At 69.5% G+C, this 19,699-nt stretch carries 17 protein-coding genes; 8 read left to right on the top strand and 9 right to left on the bottom strand.

Annotation, left to right across the window (positions count from 1 at the left end; translation table 11 throughout):
• Positions 1–929: PH domain-containing protein (locus tag IPV09_RS01105; RefSeq protein ID WP_207473062.1), on the top strand; the 929-nt coding region annotated here is incomplete at its 5' end.
• Positions 930–938: 9 nt separating this feature from the next.
• Entirely contained in the window at positions 939–1,787 is an 849-nt protein-coding gene (gene ppgK, locus IPV09_RS01110) for a polyphosphate--glucose phosphotransferase (protein WP_207473063.1), read from the top strand.
• 3 nt (positions 1,788–1,790) lie between these two features.
• Here ppgK and argS read toward each other — a convergent pair whose 3' ends face one another.
• A complete protein-coding gene (gene argS / locus IPV09_RS01115) occupies positions 1,791–3,446 on the bottom strand; it encodes an arginine--tRNA ligase (protein ID WP_242681076.1) in 1,656 nt (551 codons plus the stop codon).
• A gap of 119 nt (positions 3,447–3,565) precedes the next feature.
• Between argS and IPV09_RS01120 the strand changes: the two genes are divergently transcribed.
• Positions 3,566–4,396, top strand: coding sequence for an aldo/keto reductase (locus tag IPV09_RS01120; protein ID WP_207473066.1), 831 nt, complete (start codon positions 3,566–3,568; stop codon positions 4,394–4,396).
• 18 nt (positions 4,397–4,414) lie between these two features.
• On the opposite strand, the gene IPV09_RS01125 is transcribed toward IPV09_RS01120, so the two are convergent.
• Positions 4,415–5,053 carry a hypothetical protein gene (locus IPV09_RS01125; RefSeq protein WP_207473067.1) on the bottom strand — a complete coding sequence of 213 codons (639 nt, stop codon included), beginning with the start codon at positions 5,051–5,053 and terminating at the stop codon, positions 4,415–4,417.
• A 95-nt stretch (positions 5,054–5,148) separates the two neighbouring features.
• Between IPV09_RS01125 and IPV09_RS01130 the strand changes: the two genes are divergently transcribed.
• Positions 5,149–6,315, top strand: a complete 1,167-nt coding sequence (locus IPV09_RS01130) for a nucleotide sugar dehydrogenase (protein ID WP_207473071.1) — start codon at positions 5,149–5,151, stop codon at positions 6,313–6,315.
• A 2-nt stretch (positions 6,316–6,317) separates the two neighbouring features.
• On the opposite strand, the gene IPV09_RS01135 is transcribed toward IPV09_RS01130, so the two are convergent.
• The 4 genes from IPV09_RS01135 to IPV09_RS01150 form a co-directional block, all read right to left on the bottom strand.
• Positions 6,318–6,974, bottom strand: coding sequence for a vancomycin high temperature exclusion protein (locus IPV09_RS01135; protein ID WP_242681077.1), 657 nt, complete (start codon positions 6,972–6,974; stop codon positions 6,318–6,320).
• 40 nt (positions 6,975–7,014) lie between these two features.
• The gene (pgi, locus tag IPV09_RS01140; protein ID WP_207473072.1) at positions 7,015–8,691 is read right to left on the bottom strand and encodes a glucose-6-phosphate isomerase; all 1,677 of its coding nucleotides are present in this window, start codon (positions 8,689–8,691) and stop codon (positions 7,015–7,017) included.
• A gap of 205 nt (positions 8,692–8,896) precedes the next feature.
• Positions 8,897–10,036 carry an SH3 domain-containing protein gene (locus IPV09_RS01145; RefSeq protein ID WP_207473073.1) on the bottom strand — a complete coding sequence of 380 codons (1,140 nt, stop codon included), beginning with the start codon at positions 10,034–10,036 and terminating at the stop codon, positions 8,897–8,899.
• A 145-nt stretch (positions 10,037–10,181) separates the two neighbouring features.
• A complete protein-coding gene (locus IPV09_RS01150; protein ID WP_207473074.1) occupies positions 10,182–10,853 on the bottom strand; it encodes an aldolase in 672 nt (223 codons plus the stop codon).
• Positions 10,854–10,997: 144 nt separating this feature from the next.
• Here IPV09_RS01150 and IPV09_RS01155 point away from each other — a divergent pair, with 144 nt between their 5' ends.
• From IPV09_RS01155 to IPV09_RS01165, 3 genes are all read left to right on the top strand, one after another.
• Complete coding sequence (locus IPV09_RS01155) at positions 10,998–11,714, top strand: GNAT family N-acetyltransferase (RefSeq protein WP_207473075.1); 717 nt, start codon at positions 10,998–11,000, stop codon at positions 11,712–11,714.
• A 41-nt stretch (positions 11,715–11,755) separates the two neighbouring features.
• Positions 11,756–14,266 carry an RNA helicase gene (locus IPV09_RS01160; protein ID WP_207473076.1) on the top strand — a complete coding sequence of 837 codons (2,511 nt, stop codon included), beginning with the start codon at positions 11,756–11,758 and terminating at the stop codon, positions 14,264–14,266.
• Positions 14,267–14,448: 182 nt separating this feature from the next.
• The gene (locus tag IPV09_RS01165) at positions 14,449–15,261 is read left to right on the top strand and encodes a HEAT repeat domain-containing protein (RefSeq protein ID WP_207473078.1); all 813 of its coding nucleotides are present in this window, start codon (positions 14,449–14,451) and stop codon (positions 15,259–15,261) included.
• A 5-nt stretch (positions 15,262–15,266) separates the two neighbouring features.
• Here the strand turns inward: IPV09_RS01165 and IPV09_RS01170 are convergent, their stop codons facing one another.
• From IPV09_RS01170 to IPV09_RS01180, 3 genes are read right to left on the bottom strand one after another with little or no spacing between them, the layout of a single operon-like run.
• Entirely contained in the window at positions 15,267–16,544 is a 1,278-nt protein-coding gene (locus tag IPV09_RS01170) for a glycosyltransferase (RefSeq protein WP_207473079.1), read from the bottom strand.
• A 25-nt stretch (positions 16,545–16,569) separates the two neighbouring features.
• Complete coding sequence (locus IPV09_RS01175) at positions 16,570–17,640, bottom strand: HEAT repeat domain-containing protein (protein WP_207473080.1); 1,071 nt, start codon at positions 17,638–17,640, stop codon at positions 16,570–16,572.
• An 8-nt stretch (positions 17,641–17,648) separates the two neighbouring features.
• Positions 17,649–19,091, bottom strand: coding sequence for a GH1 family beta-glucosidase (locus IPV09_RS01180; protein ID WP_207473081.1), 1,443 nt, complete (start codon positions 19,089–19,091; stop codon positions 17,649–17,651).
• Between the two features lie 135 nt (positions 19,092–19,226).
• Here IPV09_RS01180 and IPV09_RS01185 point away from each other — a divergent pair, with 135 nt between their 5' ends.
• Positions 19,227–19,694, top strand: a complete 468-nt coding sequence (locus tag IPV09_RS01185; protein WP_207473082.1) for a YbhB/YbcL family Raf kinase inhibitor-like protein — start codon at positions 19,227–19,229, stop codon at positions 19,692–19,694.
• Positions 19,695–19,699: the final 5 nt, after the last annotated feature.

A 19,699-nucleotide genomic window follows, 5' to 3' on the forward strand; every position in this document is an offset into this window, starting at 1 on the left:
AGCTGGCCCAGTTCGAGCGGCCCCGCCAGTTGGTCGTCCAGGTCGCACCCCGGTCGTTGGTCGTCGCGGCCGTGACCTCCGGGGAGTTCCTGGGCACGCTGGTCGGCTTCGGCGTCTTCGCCCTCGTGCGCCAGCTGAGCGGCGGCGCCATCAACCTCGGCTTCGGACTGTTCCTGCTGCTGCCCCTGGGCGGCTACGTCCTGAAGCGGGTGGTCAAGGAGTGGCGGTTCCGGGTCGAGACCGATGGCCAGGGGTTGCGCATCAGCCACGGCATGACCGACCTGTCGACCAGCAGCACCCCGTTCGACCGGGTGCAGGGCTTCACCATCGAACAGGGCGTCCTGTGGCGGCGGTTCGGCTGGTGGCGGGTGCGGATGACCGTGCTCGGCAAGGGCGGCGCCACCGACGACGACGACAGCGCCAATGACGTGGCCCTGGCGATCGGCAGCTGGGCCGAGGCGATGGCCGTCATCAACACGGTCTGGCCCGGGGTGAACCTGCACGACATCCGGCTGAACCCGGTGCCCGAGCGCGCGGCCTGGTTCCTGTGGTGGGGACGCAGGAACGCAGGCTGGGCACTCACCGACCAGCTCGCCGTCAACCGTCGCGGCTGGTTGCGGCGCGAGTTCAACGTCATCGACCACGCCCGGGCCCAGTCGGTGCGCCTGCACCGCGGACCCCTGGATCGTCGACTCAACCTGGCCTCGGTCAGCATCGATCTGGTCGACGGCCCCGTCGAGATGCACTTCGTCCATCTGGACCCGGCCGACGCCCGCCAGGTGCTGGAACAGCAGCCGGTCCTTGCCCGGGCGGCCCGTGAGCGACGGGCCAGCACGGGGGTCACCCTCAGCACCCGCACGTCGCCACCCGCGGCCACCGGCGAGGATCCGGCCCCCTCCGCCCTGCACGTCGACGCGCCTCTGTCCTAGGCTGTGCCCATGACACATGTGCTGGGCATTGACGTGGGCGGTTCGGGCATCAAGGGCGCGCCCGTCGACCTGGAGGTCGGCGACTTCGCGGCCGCGCGGCTGCGCATCGACACCCCGTCCACCTCGACCCCGAAGAACGTGGCCAAGGTGGTGGCCGAGATCATCGACCACTTCGGGGACACGATCGGCGACGGCCCCATCGGTCTGACGATTCCGGCGCCGGTCGTGCACGGCAAGGTGCCCTTCATCGCGAACCTCGACCAGCAGTGGGCCGGCCTGCAGGCCGACCAGTTCTTCGCCGACCAGCTCGGACGCCCGATCACCCTGGTCAACGACGCCGACGCCGCCGGTGTGGCCGAGGTCCACTACGGGGCAGCCAAGGGCGTCACCGGCCTGGTCATCCTGACCACGCTGGGCACCGGCATCGGCTCGGCGCTGATCCTGGACGGCAACCTGGTGCCCAATACCGAACTCGGCCACCTCGAGATCGACGGCCACGACGCCGAGACCCAGGCCGCCAGCTCGATCAAGGATCGTCTGGGCCTCAGCTACAAGGACTGGGCAGTGCGACTGCAGCGCTACTACGAGGTGGTCGAGATGCTGTTCTGGCCCGACCTGTTCGTCGTGGGCGGCGGGGTCAGCAAGGACCACGCGAAGTTCATGCCGAACCTGACGCTGAAGACGCCCATGGTCCCGGCCCAGCTGCGCAACAAGGCGGGCATCATCGGCGCCGCCTGGCTGGCCAATGATCGTCTGCAGCACCCGGACGCGGCGCCGCAGATCGTCACCAACTTCGCCTCCGTCGCCGGTGACGACCAGATCGTCGTCCCGAAGCAGGCCAAGGGCAAGAAGAAGTAGCCCTCACATCCGGTCGGGGGCGTCGATGCCCAGCAGGTACAGGCCTCGGGCCAGCACCTGCTGGGTGACCCGGCACAGCGCCAGCCGTGACTCGCGCAGCTCGCCGGTGCTCTTCAGCACCGGGCACTGCTCGTAGAAGGTGGAGTAGGCGCCGGCCAACTCGTAGAGGTAGCCGCACAGCTTGTGGGGGGTCAGCGCCTGGCCGACCTCGGTGACGACCTCGCCGAAACGCGACAGCAGCAGTGCCAACTGCTGCTCGGCGGGCTCCTCGAGCACCGTGATCACTCGGCCCGGCAGGTCGTCGGCCTCGGCCTTGCGCAGGATCTGGCTGATCCGGGCGTGGGCGTACTGCAGGTAGGGGCCGGTGTCGCCGCTGGTCTGCACCATCCGTTCGGCGTCGAAGGTGTAGTCCTTCTGCAGTCCGTTCGACAGGTCCGCGTACTTGATGGCGGCCAGCGCGATGTTCGGTGCGGCCACCTCCTCGGCGGCGTCCAGCAGTGACGAGAGCGTGGCCGCCGACCCGTCCCGGGTCTTGAACGGCTTGCCGTCGGTGCCCAGCACCATGCCGTAGCCGACGTGCTGGGCCAGGACGTCCTCGGGCAGGAAGCCGGCCTTGCGGGCCGCGGCGAAGACCTGCGCAAAGTGGCCGCCCTGGCGCACGTCGGTGACGTAGATGATCCGGTCGGCATCCAACTGGCGCACCCGGCGGCGGATGGCCGCCAGGTCGGTGGTGGCATAGCCGTAGCCGCCGTCGCTCTTGCGCACGATCAGGGGCGCCTCGAACCCATCGACGAAGACGCACAGGGCGCCGTCGTCGACCACGGCCACGCCCGAGGACTCCAGTTCGTCGACCAGCACTGGCAGGTCATCGTTGTAGGTCGACTCACCGGCCAGGTCGTCATCGGTCAGCAGCACCCCGAGGCGGCGGTAGGCCTCGTTGAAGGCCGGCTTGCTGATCTCGACGAGCTGGCGCCAGATTGCCAATGACTCCTCGTCACCGCCCTGGAAGACCGCGACCCGGGCACGGGCGCGGGTGGCGAACTCCTCGTCGGCGCGGAAGCGGGCCGCGGCCCGCTTGTACAGGGCGTCGGCCTCGGCCAGGGTCAGCTGGCTGGCGTCAATGTCCTCGTCGCGAACCTGCTCGATCAGCATGCCGAACTGGGTGCCCCAGTCGCCGATGTGGTTCTGCGGAATGACGGTGTGTCCCAGCGCCGTCAGCACGCGATTGAAGCAGTCGCCGATGATGGTGGTGCGCAGGTGTCCCACGTGCATCTGCTTGGCGACGTTGGGCGCCGAGTAGTCGATGACCACCCGCTGCGACACCTCGGCCGCGACGATGCCGTCGTTGGCATCCTCGAGCAGGGCGGTGGCCGTCGCGGCCAGCACGCTGGCCTTGATCCGGAAGTTGATGAAGCCGGGACCGGCGATCTCCAGCGGTTCGCAGACGTCGTCCAGGTCCAGGCGCTCCACCAGGTCGGCGGCCACCTCCCGGGGCGGCTTGCCGACCGTCTTGGCCAGGCGCAGGGCCACGTTGGACTGGAAGTGGCCGAACTGCGGTTTGGTGGCCGGACGCATCTCGGGGTCGATGCCGGCCACCGCCTGTACGCGTTCGGTGAGCTGGGCCGGCAGCGAGGCTGCTGCGAGGGACTGCGAAGACATGGTGCCCATTCTTTCATGGCCGCACGGTGGGCCCAGCACGCGCGTTTCGGCCATCACTGGGGCCTGCGGGGCCGATGGTGACTAGGCTTGGCGGCGGTTCCCACGATGAAAGGCACCCCATGACTGTTCCTACCGTCACGCTCAATGATGGCGTCCAGATTCCCCAGCTCGGCTACGGCGTCTGGCGGGTCAAGAACGACGAGGTCGTCGCGCCCGTCCTGACCGCCCTCGAGGTCGGCTACCGCCACATCGACACCGCCGCCGTCTACGGCAACGAGGAGGGCGTCGGTCGCGCCCTGGCCGAGTCCGGTGTTGCCCGCGACGAGGTCTTCCTGACCTCGAAGCTCTGGAACGACGCACACCTCAAGGACGCTGCCCGCCGCGGCATCGAGGACACCCTGACCAAGCTGGGTGTCGACCACCTCGACCTGTACCTGATCCACTGGCCGGCCACCGTCAAGTACGGCGAATCCTTCATCGAGGCCTGGGACTCGTTGCAGCAGTTCAAGGCCGAGGGCCTGACCCGCAGCATCGGCGTCTCGAACTTCAACCCCGACCACCTGGACCGGTTGGACGGCTCCAAGCCGAGCCTGAACCAGATCGAGTGCCACCCGTCGTTCAACCGGGACGAACTGCGCGCCGAGTTGGGGCGCCGCGGCATCCACGTCGAGGCCTGGAGCCCGCTGGGCAACCAGCGCGACCCCCGCGACCTGGAACTGCCCCAGGTCCGTCAGGTGGCTGAGGAGACCGGGCTGAGCCCGGCCCAGGTGATCATCCGTTGGCACCTGCAGATCGGCAACATCGTCATCCCCAAGTCGGTGACCCCCAGCCGCATCGCCGAGAACTTCGACGTCTTCGCCAGCTCGTTGAGCGAGACCCAGGTCAGCCTGCTCAGCGGGCTGGACCAAGGCAACCGTCAGGGCGGCGACCCGGCCACCGCCGACTTCTGACACCCGTCTGCACCCGGTTCAGATCACCATCCGGGCCGGGTGCAGGCTGTAGTCGGCCATGTAGTCGAAGACCCTGCGCAGTTCCCTGCGTTCCGGGTCGGTGTAGTAGGAGCGTTGGCCTGCGGGGAACTCCTCCCACGTGCCCCGGAAGTCAATGGCCCAGGTGAACGTCCTGGTCTCTCGATCGATGACGGCGAACAGGCAGCGGAATCCGTGGCGTTCGCGCAGCGGGACGATGCGGCGCCACAGCGTGAGGAACTCGTCGAGGTCACCGACGATGGTGTAGCGCCGGACGATGGCGATGCGTCCGTCCTTGCCCTCCAGTTCGCCGTGGGAGGCGTGGGTCATCGCCTCCAGCTCGACGGGCCGCACGTCGAGGTTCTTGAACACGTGCGGGGCCATCGCCTGCTCCACCTTGGCGGCGCGGGGGTCGTCCATCAACTTCTTCTCGGCGGCGACGGGGTCGGGGTGGGAGTAGATCCAGGTGACCTTGGGCTCGGCGTCGGTCTCGACGAAGACGCGGTGGGTGACGAAGCCGTGGCTTTTGCGCAGGCCGACAGCCTGGATGAACTGGTCGTGCCACTGCTCGAGGTGTCGAGGTCGCACGGTGAAACGATGCAACGTGGTCTGACCCACGGGCGTGATGGGGGTCGGCATGTCCCCACGCTAGTCCTGGCAGGAGGTGTTCGCTGGGACTGGCGCCGTTCGTCCACCCCGCCGGGCGGTCTGCTGGGGGCCGCTACCCTGAACCCATGAAGATCGCCGTCGCAGGACTGGGCTACGTGGGCCTGGCCAATGCCGTCATCCTGGCCCAGCACCATGAAGTGCATGCCGTCGACATCAACGCCGAACGGGTGGCGCTGGTCAACCGGCGCCGGGCCCCCATCGTCGATCGCGAACTCGAGGACTACCTGGCCACCCGCGACCTCGATCTCAGGGCCACCACCGACGGGGAGCAGGGTTACGCGGGGGCCGAGTACGTCCTGATCGCAACCCCCACCAACTACGATGAGCAGCGCGACTTCTTCGACACCTCCAGCGTCGACGCGGTGATCGCGGCCGTCGACCGGATCGCGCCGGAGTCCACCATCGTGATCAAGTCGACCGTCCCGGTGGGCTACACCGAGAGCGTCCGCGCCCAGTACCCCCACCTGGACATCCTGTTCTCGCCGGAGTTCCTGCGCGAGGGCAAGGCCCTGTACGACAACCTGCATCCCTCACGCATCATCGTGGGCGGCTCCGGCCCCCGGGCCGAGCGCTTCGCCGAACTGCTGCGCGCCGGGTCGTTGGACGATGACACCCCGGTGTTGTTCACCGGGTCGACCGAGGCGGAGGCGATCAAGCTGTTCGCCAACACCTACCTGGCGATGCGCGTGGCCTACTTCAACGAACTCGACACCTACGGCGCCTCGCGCGGGCTCAACACCCGCCAGATCATCGACGGCGTCGGGTTGGACCCCCGCATCGGTGGCCACTACAACAACCCGTCCTTCGGCTACGGCGGCTACTGCCTGCCCAAGGACACCCGGCAGTTGCTGGCCAACTACGACCAGGTGCCCCAGACCCTGATTCGGGCGATCGTGGACTCCAACACCACCCGCAAGGACTTCATCGCCACCGACGTGCTGTCCCGCCGCCCCGAGGTCGTCGGCGTCTACCGGCTGACGATGAAGGCCGGATCAGACAACTTCCGGTCCTCGTCGGTGCAGGGGATCATGAAGCGGATCAAGGCCAAGGGCATCCCGGTGATCATCTATGAACCCACGCTCACCGACGAGGAGTTCTTCCACTCCGAGGTCATCGCCGACCTGGACGAGTTCAAGGCACGAGCCGACGTGATCATTGCCAACCGTCCCGCCGAGGAACTGCGCGACGTCGCCGACAAGGTCTACACGCGCGACCTGTTCGGCAGCGACTGAGCTCAGCGTCCGGCCAGGGCGACCTGGACGGCGTCGCTGGGCTGTCCCAGCACCGGAGTGCGGCCCCGGGTGAAGTCCCAGGCCGTCTTCAGGTTGGCACCCATCTCGCGCAGGGTGCCGTAGCGCCAGGTGCCGGTGCCGGTGCCGACGCTGACGTCACCGACGCCCTGGCTGTCGATGCCGGCCAACTGGCAGGTCGCCACCGATCGGTTCAGGTGGTAGCGCTGGGTGACCACGATGGCCGCGTCGACCCCGAAGACCTGCTTGGCGCGCACGCAGGAGCTGTAGGTGTCCGACCCGAGCGGGTCGAGGACCAGGTGTTCGGCGGGGATGCCGCGCTGGTTGACCAGGTAGCGGCTCATCGCCTCGGGTTCGTTGTAGTGGTCGGCCGAGCCGCCCGACAGCAGCAGCACCTTCGTCTTGCCGGCCTCGTACAGGTCGGCGGCCAGGTCCAGGCGCCCCTTGAGGTAGCCCGAGGGTTCACCGGAGGGACGCACCGCGGCTCCCAGGACAAGAGTGACCTCCCGCGGCTCCACCTCGGCGACCGTCGCGTGGGTATCGCCGCGGGCCAGCGCCCACACCAGACCGGTCGGCGCGAGCGCAGTGCCCACGGCGAGCGCCGCCAGCATCAGGAGGGCGTTGCGAATCCGTCGGGCCATGGCCCCAGTATGGCCCGACGCGGCAAGGCTGCCCTACCGCTCACACGCGATGGTCGCGGTAGTAGCGCACCAACTGCTGGGTCGAGGAGTCCTGCCGGGCGAGCACGGCCTGGTCACCCTGGACGGCCGGGGCAATCTCCAGGGCAAGCTTCTTGCCGAGTTCGACGCCCCACTGGTCGAAGGAGTCGATGCCCCAGACGACGCCCTGGACGAAGGTGATGTGCTCGTAGAGCGCGATCAGCTGGCCGAGGACCGCGGGGGTCAGCGCCGGCGCCATGATCGAGGTGGTGGGCCGGTTGCCCTCGAAGACCCGGGCCGCCACGATCGCCTCGTCGGTGGTGCCGTCGGCGCGCACCTCGTCGGCGGTCTTGCCGAACGCCAGCGCGGCGGTCTGGGCGAAGAAGTTCGACAGGAACAGTTCGTGGACGTCGGTCTCGCCGTCGCGCAGCGGGTGCGCGGGGGTCGCGAAGGCGATGAAGTCGGCCGGGATCAGACGGGTGCCCTGGTGGATCAGCTGGTAGAAGGCGTGCTGGCCGTTGGTGCCGGGCTCACCCCAGAAGATCTCACCGGTGTCGCTGGTGACCGGGGTGCCGTCGGCGCGGGTCGACTTGCCATTGGACTCCATCGTCAACTGCTGCAGGTAGGCGGCGAAGCGGTGCAGGTACTGGGCGTAGGGCAGCACCGCGTGGCTGTGCGCGTCGTGGAAGTTGACGTACCAGATGTTCAGCAGACCCATCAATGCCGGCAGGTTCTCACCGAGCGGGGCAGTGCGGAAGTGCTCGTCCATGGCGTGGAAGCCCTCGAGCAGTTCCTGGAAGTTCTCGGGCCCGATGGCGATGGCGACGGCGGTGCCGACGGCCGAGTCGACCGAGTAGCGTCCCCCGACCCAGTCCCAGAAGCCGAAGGCGTTCTGCGGATCGATGCCGAAGTCGGCGACCTTGTCCAGGGCGGTCGAGACCGCGACGAAGTGGGCGGCCACGGCCTCTGCACGCTTCGCCTCGGAGTCATCGATGGCACCACCGTGGCCCAAGGTGTCCAACAGCCAACTGCGGGCCAGCCGGGCGTTGGTCAGCGTCTCGAGGGTGGTGAACGTCTTGGACGCCACGATGAACAGGGTGGTCTCCGGGTCGAGGTCGCCGACCTTCTCGGCCAGGTCATTGGGGTCGATGTTCGACACGAAGCGGCATTCCAGGGCGTCGGTCTTGTAGGGCAACAGCGCCTCGTAGACCATGACCGGGCCGAGGTCGGAGCCGCCGATGCCAATGTTGACGACGTGGGTGATCGGCTTGCCGGTGACCCCGGTCCAGGCGCCGGAGCGGACCTTGTCGGCAAAGGCGTAGACCTTGTCGAGGGTGGCGTGCACCTCGGCGACGACGTCGGTCCCGTCGACGACCAACGGCTTGTCCCGGGGCAGCCGCAGTGCGGTGTGCAGCACCGAGCGGTTCTCGGTGACGTTGATCCTCTCGCCGCGGTACATGGCGTCGCGGCGTTCGGCCAGCCCGACCTGGTCGGCCAGCGCGACCAGGGCGTCGCGCACCTCGTCGGTGATCCAGTTCTTGGACAGGTCGGCATACAGGTCACCGGCGGTGATCGAGTAGCGCGCGGCACGCCCGGGATCGTCGGCGAACCAGCCGCGCAGGTCTGGCTGCAGCTTGTCGGCGAGGGTGGTCAGCGTCGACCAGGCGGCAGTGGACGTGGCATCAACCGGATTCGTCATGTCCTCACCCTAGTGAAGGGGCCGACGTTTCGGGAGCGATGGACTCCTCACCCCTGACCACCCAGTGCAGGTCAGGACCCGTGACACCGGGGCAATCCCTGGTGGGGCGACCAGTGATTCAGGTTCGAGGGGACATGACGACGGGGCGGCCCGTGAGGACCGCCCCTCCTGATCGAGGATGCGCCAGCTCAGCGCACGGGCCAACTCAACGCACGGTGACGTGCACGTGGTCGTAGTGGTTGGCGGTGGCCGAACCGCGGTCCGACATCGAACGCCAGCCCTCGCCGGAGCGCTGGGTGGTCCAGATCTTCTGGGCGTAGATCACTTCGGTGACGCCGAGCGACGAGGCGTTGGCGCGCACCCAGTTGGCGACCTCCCAGCCGGCCTGGCCACTGATCATGGCATCGATGGCGCGGCCTGACCCGTGGGCGTCAGCCGACGAGCGGTAGCCTCCGAAGCTGCTGACCGAGGGGAAGGTGTTGCAGATGGCACGGGCCACGTTGCGCGCATTGCTGTTGACTCCACCCTCGATGCCCGAGACCTTGGCGCAGGCGGCGTAGTTGAGGCCACCCGAGCTGCTGCTCGAACCAGTGCTCTTGGCGCTGCTCGACGACGACTTCGTGCGGGTCGTGGGGGTCGAGGAACTGGTCGCCGGGGCCGTCTTGGTGAGGTAGTCGGAGCTGACGTAGGCGGCCTTGCCGTTCATCCTGATCTGGGTGAACCCGTTGAGTCTGACGCTGGTGATGCTGACCTTGGATCCCTTCACCAACGAGGTGACGGTCTCGCTGGCGGTGGTCGCCTGGGAGCGCACGTTCAGCCCGGTGGTGGTGTAGCGGGTGCCAGTGACCTCGCCGAGCCGTGCGGTCACGGGCTTGGCGGTCACCGGCTTGGCGACCGTGGACGCCGGGGCCTTGGACGCCGGGGCCTTGGTGGTGGCGGCCTTGGTGGTCGTCGGGGCCGCCGTGGTGCTCGGGGCGGTGGAACTCGGTGCTGCCGAGGTGGCCGGCAGCGAACTGGCGGTCAGCGAGGGGCGCACAGCATTGCGGTTGGCCTGGTTGGCGTCCCGGCTGGGCGCCTGGGAGGGTGCCGCTGCGGCAGCCACGGGGGACGCGGTCTGCTGCTCGGTCTGGGGGCCGAGCGCGAACGCCGTGCTGGCCAGTCCCAGCACCATCATGGGGGCGAGCAGCAGCGCGGTGCGCTTGCGTCGCCGCGCGAAGGGGGCCGCGCTGTCGTCGGTGTGCTCGACAAGGTCCATGTCGGTCGCCTCGAGACCACGGGCAGCGCTACGATCGGCCACCTCGAGGTCGTCGGTGTCGGCGGCGATCCTGCGTCCGGACTGGGTCATCTACAAAGCCTTACGTCGGGGTTGGCAGCCTCACGCACTGCCATATCTGAGACGAGTCTAAGGATTCTCTCAGGAAAACCCAAATGCTGGCGCGAACTTCTCTCAGATTGACCCCGGGGCCGTCATCCGGCCCTCGGCTGTGGGGCTACTGCTGCTGGGCAGCGGGCTTGGGCACCACGTCCAGGTAGGTGCGGCAGCGGTCGCGCAGGTGGCTGAGGTTTCCGCCGGTGAGCGCGTCACCCAGCAGGGGGCTGTCGGCCACGCAGGCGGCCGCTCCGGCCTCGAACCAGCGGCCCATCGACCACCCACCCAGGTTCCCCCGGGGAATGAATGCGATGCCCGGGAGCAGCGCCTTCAACGCCTCGGGATAGGACGAACCGAGCATGTCGGCGGGCAGCACCTGGACCGCCGCGGCGCCAGTGCCCCAGGCGCGGTGCAACTCATTGGGGGTCAGCCCCGCCGGCAGGGTCACCACCCCCGCCTCTGCCCCCACCCGGACGAGGTCGGCGTCGTCACTGTTGGTCAGGATGAACGCGGCGCCCGCAGCCGCTGCCCGGGTGGCGTCCTGGGTGGTCAACACGTCGTGGACACCGAAACGTGCACGATCGGTGAAGAACTCGCCTAACTGCGGCAGCAGACCCAGGTCGGCCAGCGACACCGAGAACGTGACCAGACCCTCCTGCACCATTACCTCCAGCACCGGCACCAGCGTGGCGAACCGGGCGGTGTCGTCGGTGTCGCCGTCGGTGCGACGGTCCACCAGGACGATCATCCGGGGGCCAGTGATGCACTCGGGCAGCGGTAGACGGTCGCTCATGGGACTCATTGTTCCAGACCGCCTGTTCCTGCCCGCACACCCCCGGCGGGCCGGTCGATCTGCCACCGAGCGGGCCGGCGCAGGCTATGGTCAAAAGCGACGTCGGCGGGTTCCCGGCCGCGCCGCCACCCGAGGAGATGACGCATGACCCAGGCCGACGAGCCGGTCACCAGCACCGTCGTCCGCGGCGAGAGCGCGCTCAGCCGGGTGCACGAACTGCTGATGAGCCCGAACTTCCCCGCCGACGAGTTGATGGCCGTGGAGGATCTGGTCGCCGGGGTGGCAGCCGGTGTCGCCGAGGTGCGGGTTGTCGGCCCGGTCGACGACCCGATCGCCGTGGCGGTCCTGGAGACGCTGGAGCGGACCCCGGCGGTACTGCTCGCCTACTTCGCCACCCGTCAGGACGTGCGCGGACGCGGCGTCGGATCGGCGCTGCTCGCCGAACTGCTGCGCGGCATCAGGGCTGATGCCCCCGGCACGGTGGTGCTGGCCGAGGTCGAGCACCCCACTCACCACGCGCCACACCCGATGCACGGCGACCCCCGGGCGCGACTGCGTTTCTACCTGCGCCAGGGCGGTTTCATCCTGGACGTGCCCTACTTCCAGCCGCCCATCGACGAGGGCCAGGAACCCGTCTACGGCATGCTGCTGCTGGCCCTGGACCCGCCCGCCGAACTGGTGAAGGACGGACGACTGGTGCCCGAGGCGGGTCTGGTCGCCGCCCTGGGGACGATCATGGCCGCGGCCGACCGCACTCGTCACCCGGTGGCCGAGGTGCTGCACGCGGCAGCCGTTCCGGAGGGCGTCCGGTTGCTCGGCCAGCACCAACTGGCCGAGGCGCCCGTCCTGCTCGGACCCTAGCCCGGGCGTCCCCGTCGGGGCAGCACGCTAGGTTGGCAGCAATGAGACTCGACATCACGGCCCTGACCGGGGCCTCCCCCGACGACGTCTTCGAGCAGGTCGCCACCGCGGCCGCCGAGGACGGGTTGAGCCTGTACCCCCACCAGGAAGAGGCCATCCTGGCGATCCTGACCGGGGCCAACACGATCGTCACCACCCCCACGGGGTCGGGCAAGTCACTGATCGCCACCGCAGCCCACGCCGCGGCCGTCGCCGGCGGGGGACGCACCTGGTACACAGCGCCCATCAAGGCGCTGGTCAGCGAGAAGTTCTTCGCCCTGTGTGACATCTTCGGGGCCGCCAATGTCGGCATGATCACCGGGGATGCCTCGGTGAACCACGATGCGCCCATCATCTGCTGCACCGCCGAGATCGTGGCCAACCTGGCGTTGAGGCAGGGCACGGACGCCCCCGTCGACCAGGTCGTGATGGACGAGTTCCACTTCATCGCCGACCCCGACCGGGGCTGGGCCTGGCAGGTGGGGTTGACCGAACTGCCCACGGCACAGTTCATCCTGATGTCGGCCACGCTGGGTGACGTCAGCAACCTCGCCGAGGCCATGCACGCCATGGGTGGGCGTGAGACGACGGTCATCGCCGACGCCCAACGCCCGGTGCCCCTGGCCTACCGGTGGGCGCTGACACCCATCAACGAGACCGTCGCCGAACTGATCGAGGGACTCCAGGCGCCGATCTACATCGTGCACGCCACCCAGTCGCTGGCCTTCCAACGCGCCCAGGCGATGCTGTCGACGCCGCTGGTCGACAAGGACGCCCGCGCCCGCATCGTCGAGGCCCTCGGCGGTTTCCGGTTCGGCAAGGGCTTCGGCACGATCCTGTCGCAGATGATCCGCGCCGGCATCGGCGTCCACCATGCCGGCATGCTGCCCCGCTATCGGCGGGTGGTCGAGACCCTGGCCCAGCAGGGTCTGCTGCGGGTGATCTGCGGCACCGACACCCTGGGCGTCGGCATCAACGTGCCGATCAGGACGGTGTTGTTCAACGCGCTCAGCAAGTTCGACGGCCAGCGTTCCCGGGTGCTGCGCAGCCGCGAGTTCCACCAGATTGCCGGTCGGGCCGGACGGGCCGGCTTCGACACCATCGGCTACGTGGTGGCCCAGGCCCCCGAGCATGTCATCGAGAACGAGCGTGCCATCGCCAAGATCGGCGATGACCCCAAGAAGCTGCGCAGACTGGTGCGCAAGAAGCCCCCCGAGGGTTTCGTGAACTGGTCGGAGCAGACCTTCGAGCGGTTGCAGGAGTCCGTGCCCGAGACCCTGCACGCCCGGATGAGGATCAGCCACGCAATGCTGCTGAACCTGCTCGAGCGCGACCAGGACACCGTCGCGGCCGTGGTGCACCTCGTGGAGCACTCCACCACCGACCCGGGTGTGCGGCGCCGACTGTACCGACGCGCGCTGGCCCTGGGCCGGTCCCTGCTGGACTCCGGAACCGTCGTCCGCCTCGACCAGCCCACCGCCGGCGGACGCAAGTACGCCCTGTCCCCCGACCTGCAGACCGACTTCGCGCTGAACCAGCCCCTGTCGGCCTTCGCGACCGAGGTGCTGGAGGTGCTCGACCCCGAGTCGCCCGACTACGTCCTGGACGTGGTCAGCGTCATCGAGGCCACCCTGGAGGACCCGCGTCAGGTGCTGCTGGCCCAGCAGTTCCGGGAACGCGGCGAGGCCGTGGCCGAGATGAAGGCCGACGGCCTGGACTACGACGAACGCATGACCGCGCTGGAGGAGGTGTCCTACGCGCGTCCGTTGAAGGACCTGCTCGACCACACCTTCGGCCTGTTCCACCCTCGCCATCCCTGGATCGCCGAGGCCGCGCTGTCACCGAAGTCGATCATCCGCGACATGTACGAGCGGGCGATGACCTTCGGCGAGTACGTCGCCTGGCTGAAGATCGAACGGGTCGAGGGCCTGCTGCTGCGCTACCTGACCGACGCCTACCGGGCGCTGCGCCAGACCGTGCCGGAGTCGGCGCGCACCCCCGAGTTCGAGACCTTGCTGGACTGGCTGGGCGACACCGTGCGGATGACCGACTCGTCCCTGCTGGACGAGTGGGAGGCGCTGACCCAGTGGGACGGCGAGAGCGCCCGTCCGCAGGCCGCGCCGGTCGAGGTGCGACTCACGTCGAACGAACGCACCTTCCAGGTGCTGGTGCGCAATGCACTGTGGCAACGGGTGACATTGGCCGCGGCGGACAAGGTCGACGCCCTGGAGGCGCTGGAGCCCGGCAACAAGGACTTCACGGGCGACGACTGGGACGACGCCCTGGGCCAGTACTGGGACGAGCACGACGACATCCTGCTCGACGCCGACGCGCGGTCGGCGGCGCGGATCCTGGTCGACCGGACCAACCCGCGGATGTGGGTGGTCCGCCAGATCGTCAGCGACCCCGACGGCGACCACGACTGGCAGATCCACGCGGTGGTCGACCTGGACGCCAGCGACGAGGCCGAGGCCCTGGTGCTGACCACCAGGGCATTCGGTCGACTGGACTGAACCGGTCTGGGACCGCGACCTGGGCCGATCCCGACCTCCGGCCGCCCAGTTGCAGTAGTTAGCGACTGCTGCAGCGCTTCAAACCGTGCAGGAGGCGCTAACTACTGCAGCTGGCCGGGTGGGCGACTTGACCTTGACGTTGCGTCAACCTCTAGCGTGGTAGGTGACCGAAGGAGGGTCCCATGACCACCATCACCGCAGAGACCATCGCCAAGCTCGCCCGTGAGCTGACCAGCGAGGACCTCCATGACCGTTTCGACGCCGCCTCGCTGATCGGCACCCACCGGGTGACCGGCGCCGCCGACCTGCTGGTCGCCCGCATCGGTGTCGAGACCGACCGCCAGGTCAACGAGCGCATCACCTGGGCTGCCGTCCAGATCCTCGACGCCACCCTGCCCGGGGTGCTGGCCAAGCTCGACAGCGACGACCCGGCTGCCCGCGCCCAGGCCGCGCACGTGCTGTCCAAGACCGGACGAGCGGAGTTCGCCGACCGCCTGGTGGCGCTGGTCGAAGACGAGAACACCGACGTCGCCATCAAGGGCTACCTCGCCGCCGCGAACACCGGTGAGACCTCGGTGCTGCCGGTGCTGGCCAACCGTCTGGGTGACGGCGACGCCCTGCAGCGCGATGCCCTGACCAACGCGCTGGTGAGCTTCGGTGAGGAGTCCGTCGCCTCGCTCACCGAGGCACTGTCACACCCTGACGTCGCCGTGCGGGCCCATGCCGCCGAGGCGCTGGGACACCTGGGCGCCGAGGCGGATGCCGCGCTCGACGCCCTGGTCGCCGCCACCGCGGACGACGACGCGTCGGTGCGTCAGGTGGCCACCTCGGCCCTGGGCCAACTGGGGCCGGTCGCGGATGCGGCGCTGGCCCAGGTTGCCGGCGGGAACGACCCGCAGCTGGCGGCCATCGCGTCGTCGCTGCAGCAGTCCCGCGCCACGCTGCGTAAGCGCCAGGCACAGTACGCCGCGCTGCGGCAGGCCAACGACGCCTGAGCCCGTCAGGGGCGGACGCCGCCGTCTGGCGGCAGCATCCCCAGCTCGGCCAGCAGGTCAACGGTGCGTCCCACCCCGTCCTCGGCCGAGCAGATCGCGGCAAGCTCGACGGCTCGTCGCTGGTACCGGGGTGTCCGGGGTGAGTCGACGAGCTCACTGATCAGGTCAGCCAACCGTTGGGCCGTGAGGCGCTTGCGGCCCAACGGTGCCGGTCCGACGCCGAGCCGGTGCAGCCGCGCGCCGTGGTAGGGCTGGTCCAGCCCGAACGGCACCACCACCGACGGGACGCCGCTGCGCAACGCCTCGTGGGTCGTCCCGGCACCGCCATGATGAATCGTCCCCGCCAGCCGGCTGAACAGCCAGCCATGGGGGACGCCGTCGACCGCGAACACGTCCGGCGCGAACTCCCCCGCCGCGACCCACGGGGGCGCGCTGGTGACCAGTCGTCGCCCCGACAGCCGGGCGGCCTCGACGACCATCCCGAACTCCTGCCGCGAGGCGAATCGGGTGAGGCTGCCGAAACCGACGTGGACCGCCCGGGGCCCCGCCAGGAATGCCGCCAGCGCCGGATCCGGGGTGAACGGTCTCGTCCGAGGCGCGAGGTAGCCGGTCTGGTGCACCCCGTCGGCCCAGTCGGCGGCAGGGGGAACCAGCACGGGGCTGGCGGCCATGATGACGGGGTGCCGGTCGGCAACCCGGGTGCCCCCGCGGAAGCCGGGCTGGGGCAACCCCAGGCTTGCCCGGGTCCTGCGGGTCAGCACTCCCCCGATCGCGGTGGCCAACTGCCAGTTCACCCCGACCCCGAAGCTGTCCCAGGCACGCCGGCCGGTCAACTGACCCGGATGGTAGAAGCTCTCCCGCTCCAGGGTGGGCACCTGCCCGGTGTAGGTCACCGTGGCCGCGCGGCCACCCGCCTCGGCGAAGGCCACCGCGACCCCGCGCGTCAGCACACCGGACAGGACGGTGTCGCCCGGGCGGATCGCCGCGGTGACGGCGTCCACGAAGCCGGGCGCCATCGCCGCCAGCCACCGCCTCAGGACCAGCCACTGCCCCGGGGACGACTGCGTCAACCGACGATCCAGTCGGCTTTCGCCGACGGCATCGGCCAGTCGGCCGGGCAGCGGCACGAACCGGGCACCGTCACCGTGGTCGGCCACCACGGGGGCATACTCGGGCAGGGCCGCGACCGAGACCTCCACGCCGCGGCGCGCCAGCCCCCCGGCGAGATTGGCCATGGGCTGGACGTCGCCGCGTGAGCCGAGGGCCAGGATCACCACCGCCATGCCGACTCCTCCTGGAGGTGACCCCTCACGACAGCCGCGCCGCCACTGCTGAGACCTGCGGGTCGGCGTGGGAGCGGGCGGCTGACACCGCCGACCGGGCCTGGTCGTCGTGGATGCTGCTCAGGGCGAGCAGCGCCGTCAGTCGGACCGGCGCCGCGGCATCATCGAGCGCTGCGGCCAGCAGCGGCACCGACGTCGCCAGACCCTGCCGGCCCAGGACATCGGCGGCACGCTCGCGCACCGTCGCCGAGGCGGCGCCGATCGCCTCGACCAGGGCAGGCCGGGCCTCGCCGGCGAAGTGCCCCAGGGCGCCCACGACCGCATCCGCGACCGTGTCGTCCGGGTCGGCCAGCGCCGCCACCAGTGGGGTGATCGTCTCGGGCCGGGCGAGTCGTCCGAGCGCAAAGGCCGCCTTGGCCCGCACCCGGGGCTCGGTGTCCTGCAGCAGCCGCACCAACCCGGGCGCCGCGGCCGGGTCGTTGAGCTTCGAGGCGACGTGGGCCATCTGCAGGCGCACCGACGGGTCCGGGTCGTCCAACTGGGCCACCACGGCGTCCACCGCCGCCGGCCCATGCTGGGCGATGGCCCAGGTGGCAACCTCGCGGACGCCCGGCACGGGGTCGGCCCGCAGCAGGTCGAGGAGTTCCTCCAGCGGCAACTCCCGGGGGGACTGCAGCGTGGTCCTGAACCGGATGGCGGGGTCGGGATGCCGCAGACGCTCGGTCAGGGCGATCACGTCGACGACTTCCTGCCAGCCGGTGGCGGCTGCGCCCCGCAGACGACGCAGCCGGGTGAGCAGTTCGCGTTCGGCGGCGATCCTGGCCTCCACCACCGCGATGTGGTCCTCCAGCGCGGTGCCGGCGTCAAAGGAGGCGTCGTCGAGGGCGCTGGCGATGTCCTGCAAGGACAGGCCCAGCGACTTCAGCTGCTGGATGGCCAGCAGCCGGCGGACGTCGTCGGCGCCGTACATCCTGACGTCGCCGCCGGTGCGGCCGCTGGGCACCAACAACCCCAGGTGGTCATAGTGGCGCAACGTCCGCGACGTCAGCCCGGTGAGCCGGACCAGGTCACCGATCTTGAGCCACTGGTCGTCCACTCGACGCCTCAGCCCCAGGTGGTCGGGTCGGTCGAGGGAATCTGGCGGGTGCGGATCAGTTCGCTGAACCACTTGGCCGAGTCCTTGGGTGTGCGCTGCTGGGTCTGGTAGTCGACGTGGGTAATGCCGAAGCGCTTCTCGTAGCCGAAGCCCCATTCGAAGTTGTCCATCAGGGACCAGGCGAAGTAGCTCTCGACGTTGACGCCGGCCTCAATGGCCCGGTGGACGGCGCTGACGTGGGTGGCCAGGAACTCGACCCGCGCCGGGTCGTGCACCTGCCCGTCGTCGCTGACCACGTCGACCTCGGCGCTGCCATTCTCGGTGACGCTGATGGGCAGGTCACCGAACTCGGAGTGCAGGTCGATCAGGATCTCGTCCAGGCCCGTGGGGTCCACGGGCCAGTCCATGTGGGTGCGGGCCAGGTTCTTGGGGGAACGCAGGCGCACGTCGGCCAGTCCCGGGGTCGTCTGCAGTCCGTCGTCACCGTCGCGCAGAGGTCCCGCCCCGACCCAGTGGGGGTTGTACCAGTTGAGTCCGAACACGTCGATGGGCTGGTGGATGGTCTGCAGGTCACCGTCCAGGACGAAGCCCCAGTCGGTCACCTCGCTGGTGGTCTCGAAGGCCAGGTCGGGGTAGGCGCCGCGCAGCTGCGGGCCGGTGAAGACGCCGTTGTGCATGGCCTTGGTCCGGGCCACGGCGGCCAGGTCGTCGGCCGAGTCGGGGTCGATCGGACGCACCGTCTGCAGGTTGTTGGTGATCGAGTACTTCGCATCAGTCTTGGTGACGGTGGCGCGCAGCGCCTGCAGCGCCAGGCCGTGGGCCAGGTTCAGGTGGTGCACGGCCCGCAGGGTGGCCTCGGCCTCACGGCGTCCGGGGGCATGCACCCCCTCGCTGTAGCCCAGGTAGGCGACGCACCACGGCTCGTTCAGGGTCGTCCACTGGTAGACCCGGTCGCCGAGCGCGGTGCCGATCACCTCGGCGTAGTTGGCGAAGGCGTTGGCGGTGCCGCGGGCGGGCCAGCCACCGTCGTCCTCGAGGCCCTGCGGCAGGTCCCAGTGGTACAGCGTCGCGACCGGCTTGATGCCACGTGTGAGCAGCCCGTCGACCAGCCGGGAGTAGAAGTCGATGCCGGCCTGGTTCACCGCCCCGGTGCCGCCCGGGATGATCCGCGGCCAGGCGATCGAGAAGCGGTAGGCGTCCAGGCCGTAGGAGGCCATCAGGTCGAGGTCCTCGTCGAGCCGGTGGTAGTGGTCGCAGGCGACGTCGCCGGTGTCACCGTTGAGGGTCTTGCCGGGGGTGTGGCTGAAGGTGTCCCAGATGCTGGGGCCACGGCCGTCCTCGTGGACGGCGCCCTCGATCTGGTAGCTGGCGGTCGCGGTGCCGAACAGGAATCCCTCCGGGAAACGGGCACCGGTGCGTGCCTCAAAGGTGGGCGCGGGAGTGGTGGTCATGTGCGTCCTCTCGGAAGGGGCATCGTCGCCGGTGCCCGGGTGTCGCCAGCCTAGTAGGTGGCCCGTATCCATGCGGGAGCAGCATTGCGCTGGCTAGGCTGAGAACCAACCTGTCGACCACGGGAGGAACCAGCAATGCAGCTGACCAGTGCGGGCATTCCCGCCAATGGCCACATCGACCTGAAGTTCGCCGAGGGTGGCGTCGGTGGCCGCAACGTCGTCCCCGACCTGACCTGGAGCGACGCCCCCGCCGAGACGAAGTCGTTTGCCATCACCGTCTACGACCCCGACGCCCCCACCGGCTCGGGTTGGTGGCATTGGGTCGCCGTCGACCTGCCCGCCACCATCACCTCGATCGCCGAGGGCGCCCACCTGCCCGAATCGGCTCGGGAATGGGTCAATGACTACGGCTACATCGGCTACGGCGGCCCCTATCCCCCGCCGGGGCCGGCCCACCACTACGTCTTCACCGTCTACGCGCTGCCGACCGAGCGTCTGGACGTGCCGGACGAGGCCAGTTCGGCAGCGACGCGGATGGCGCTGCTCGCCTCGGCCATTGACTCGGCCAGCTTCACCGCGATGTTCGCCAACCCCCACAGCTGACTTCG

Source organism: Tessaracoccus sp. SD287, assembly GCF_017355265.1.
GTDB lineage: Bacteria > Actinomycetota > Actinomycetes > Propionibacteriales > Propionibacteriaceae > Aestuariimicrobium.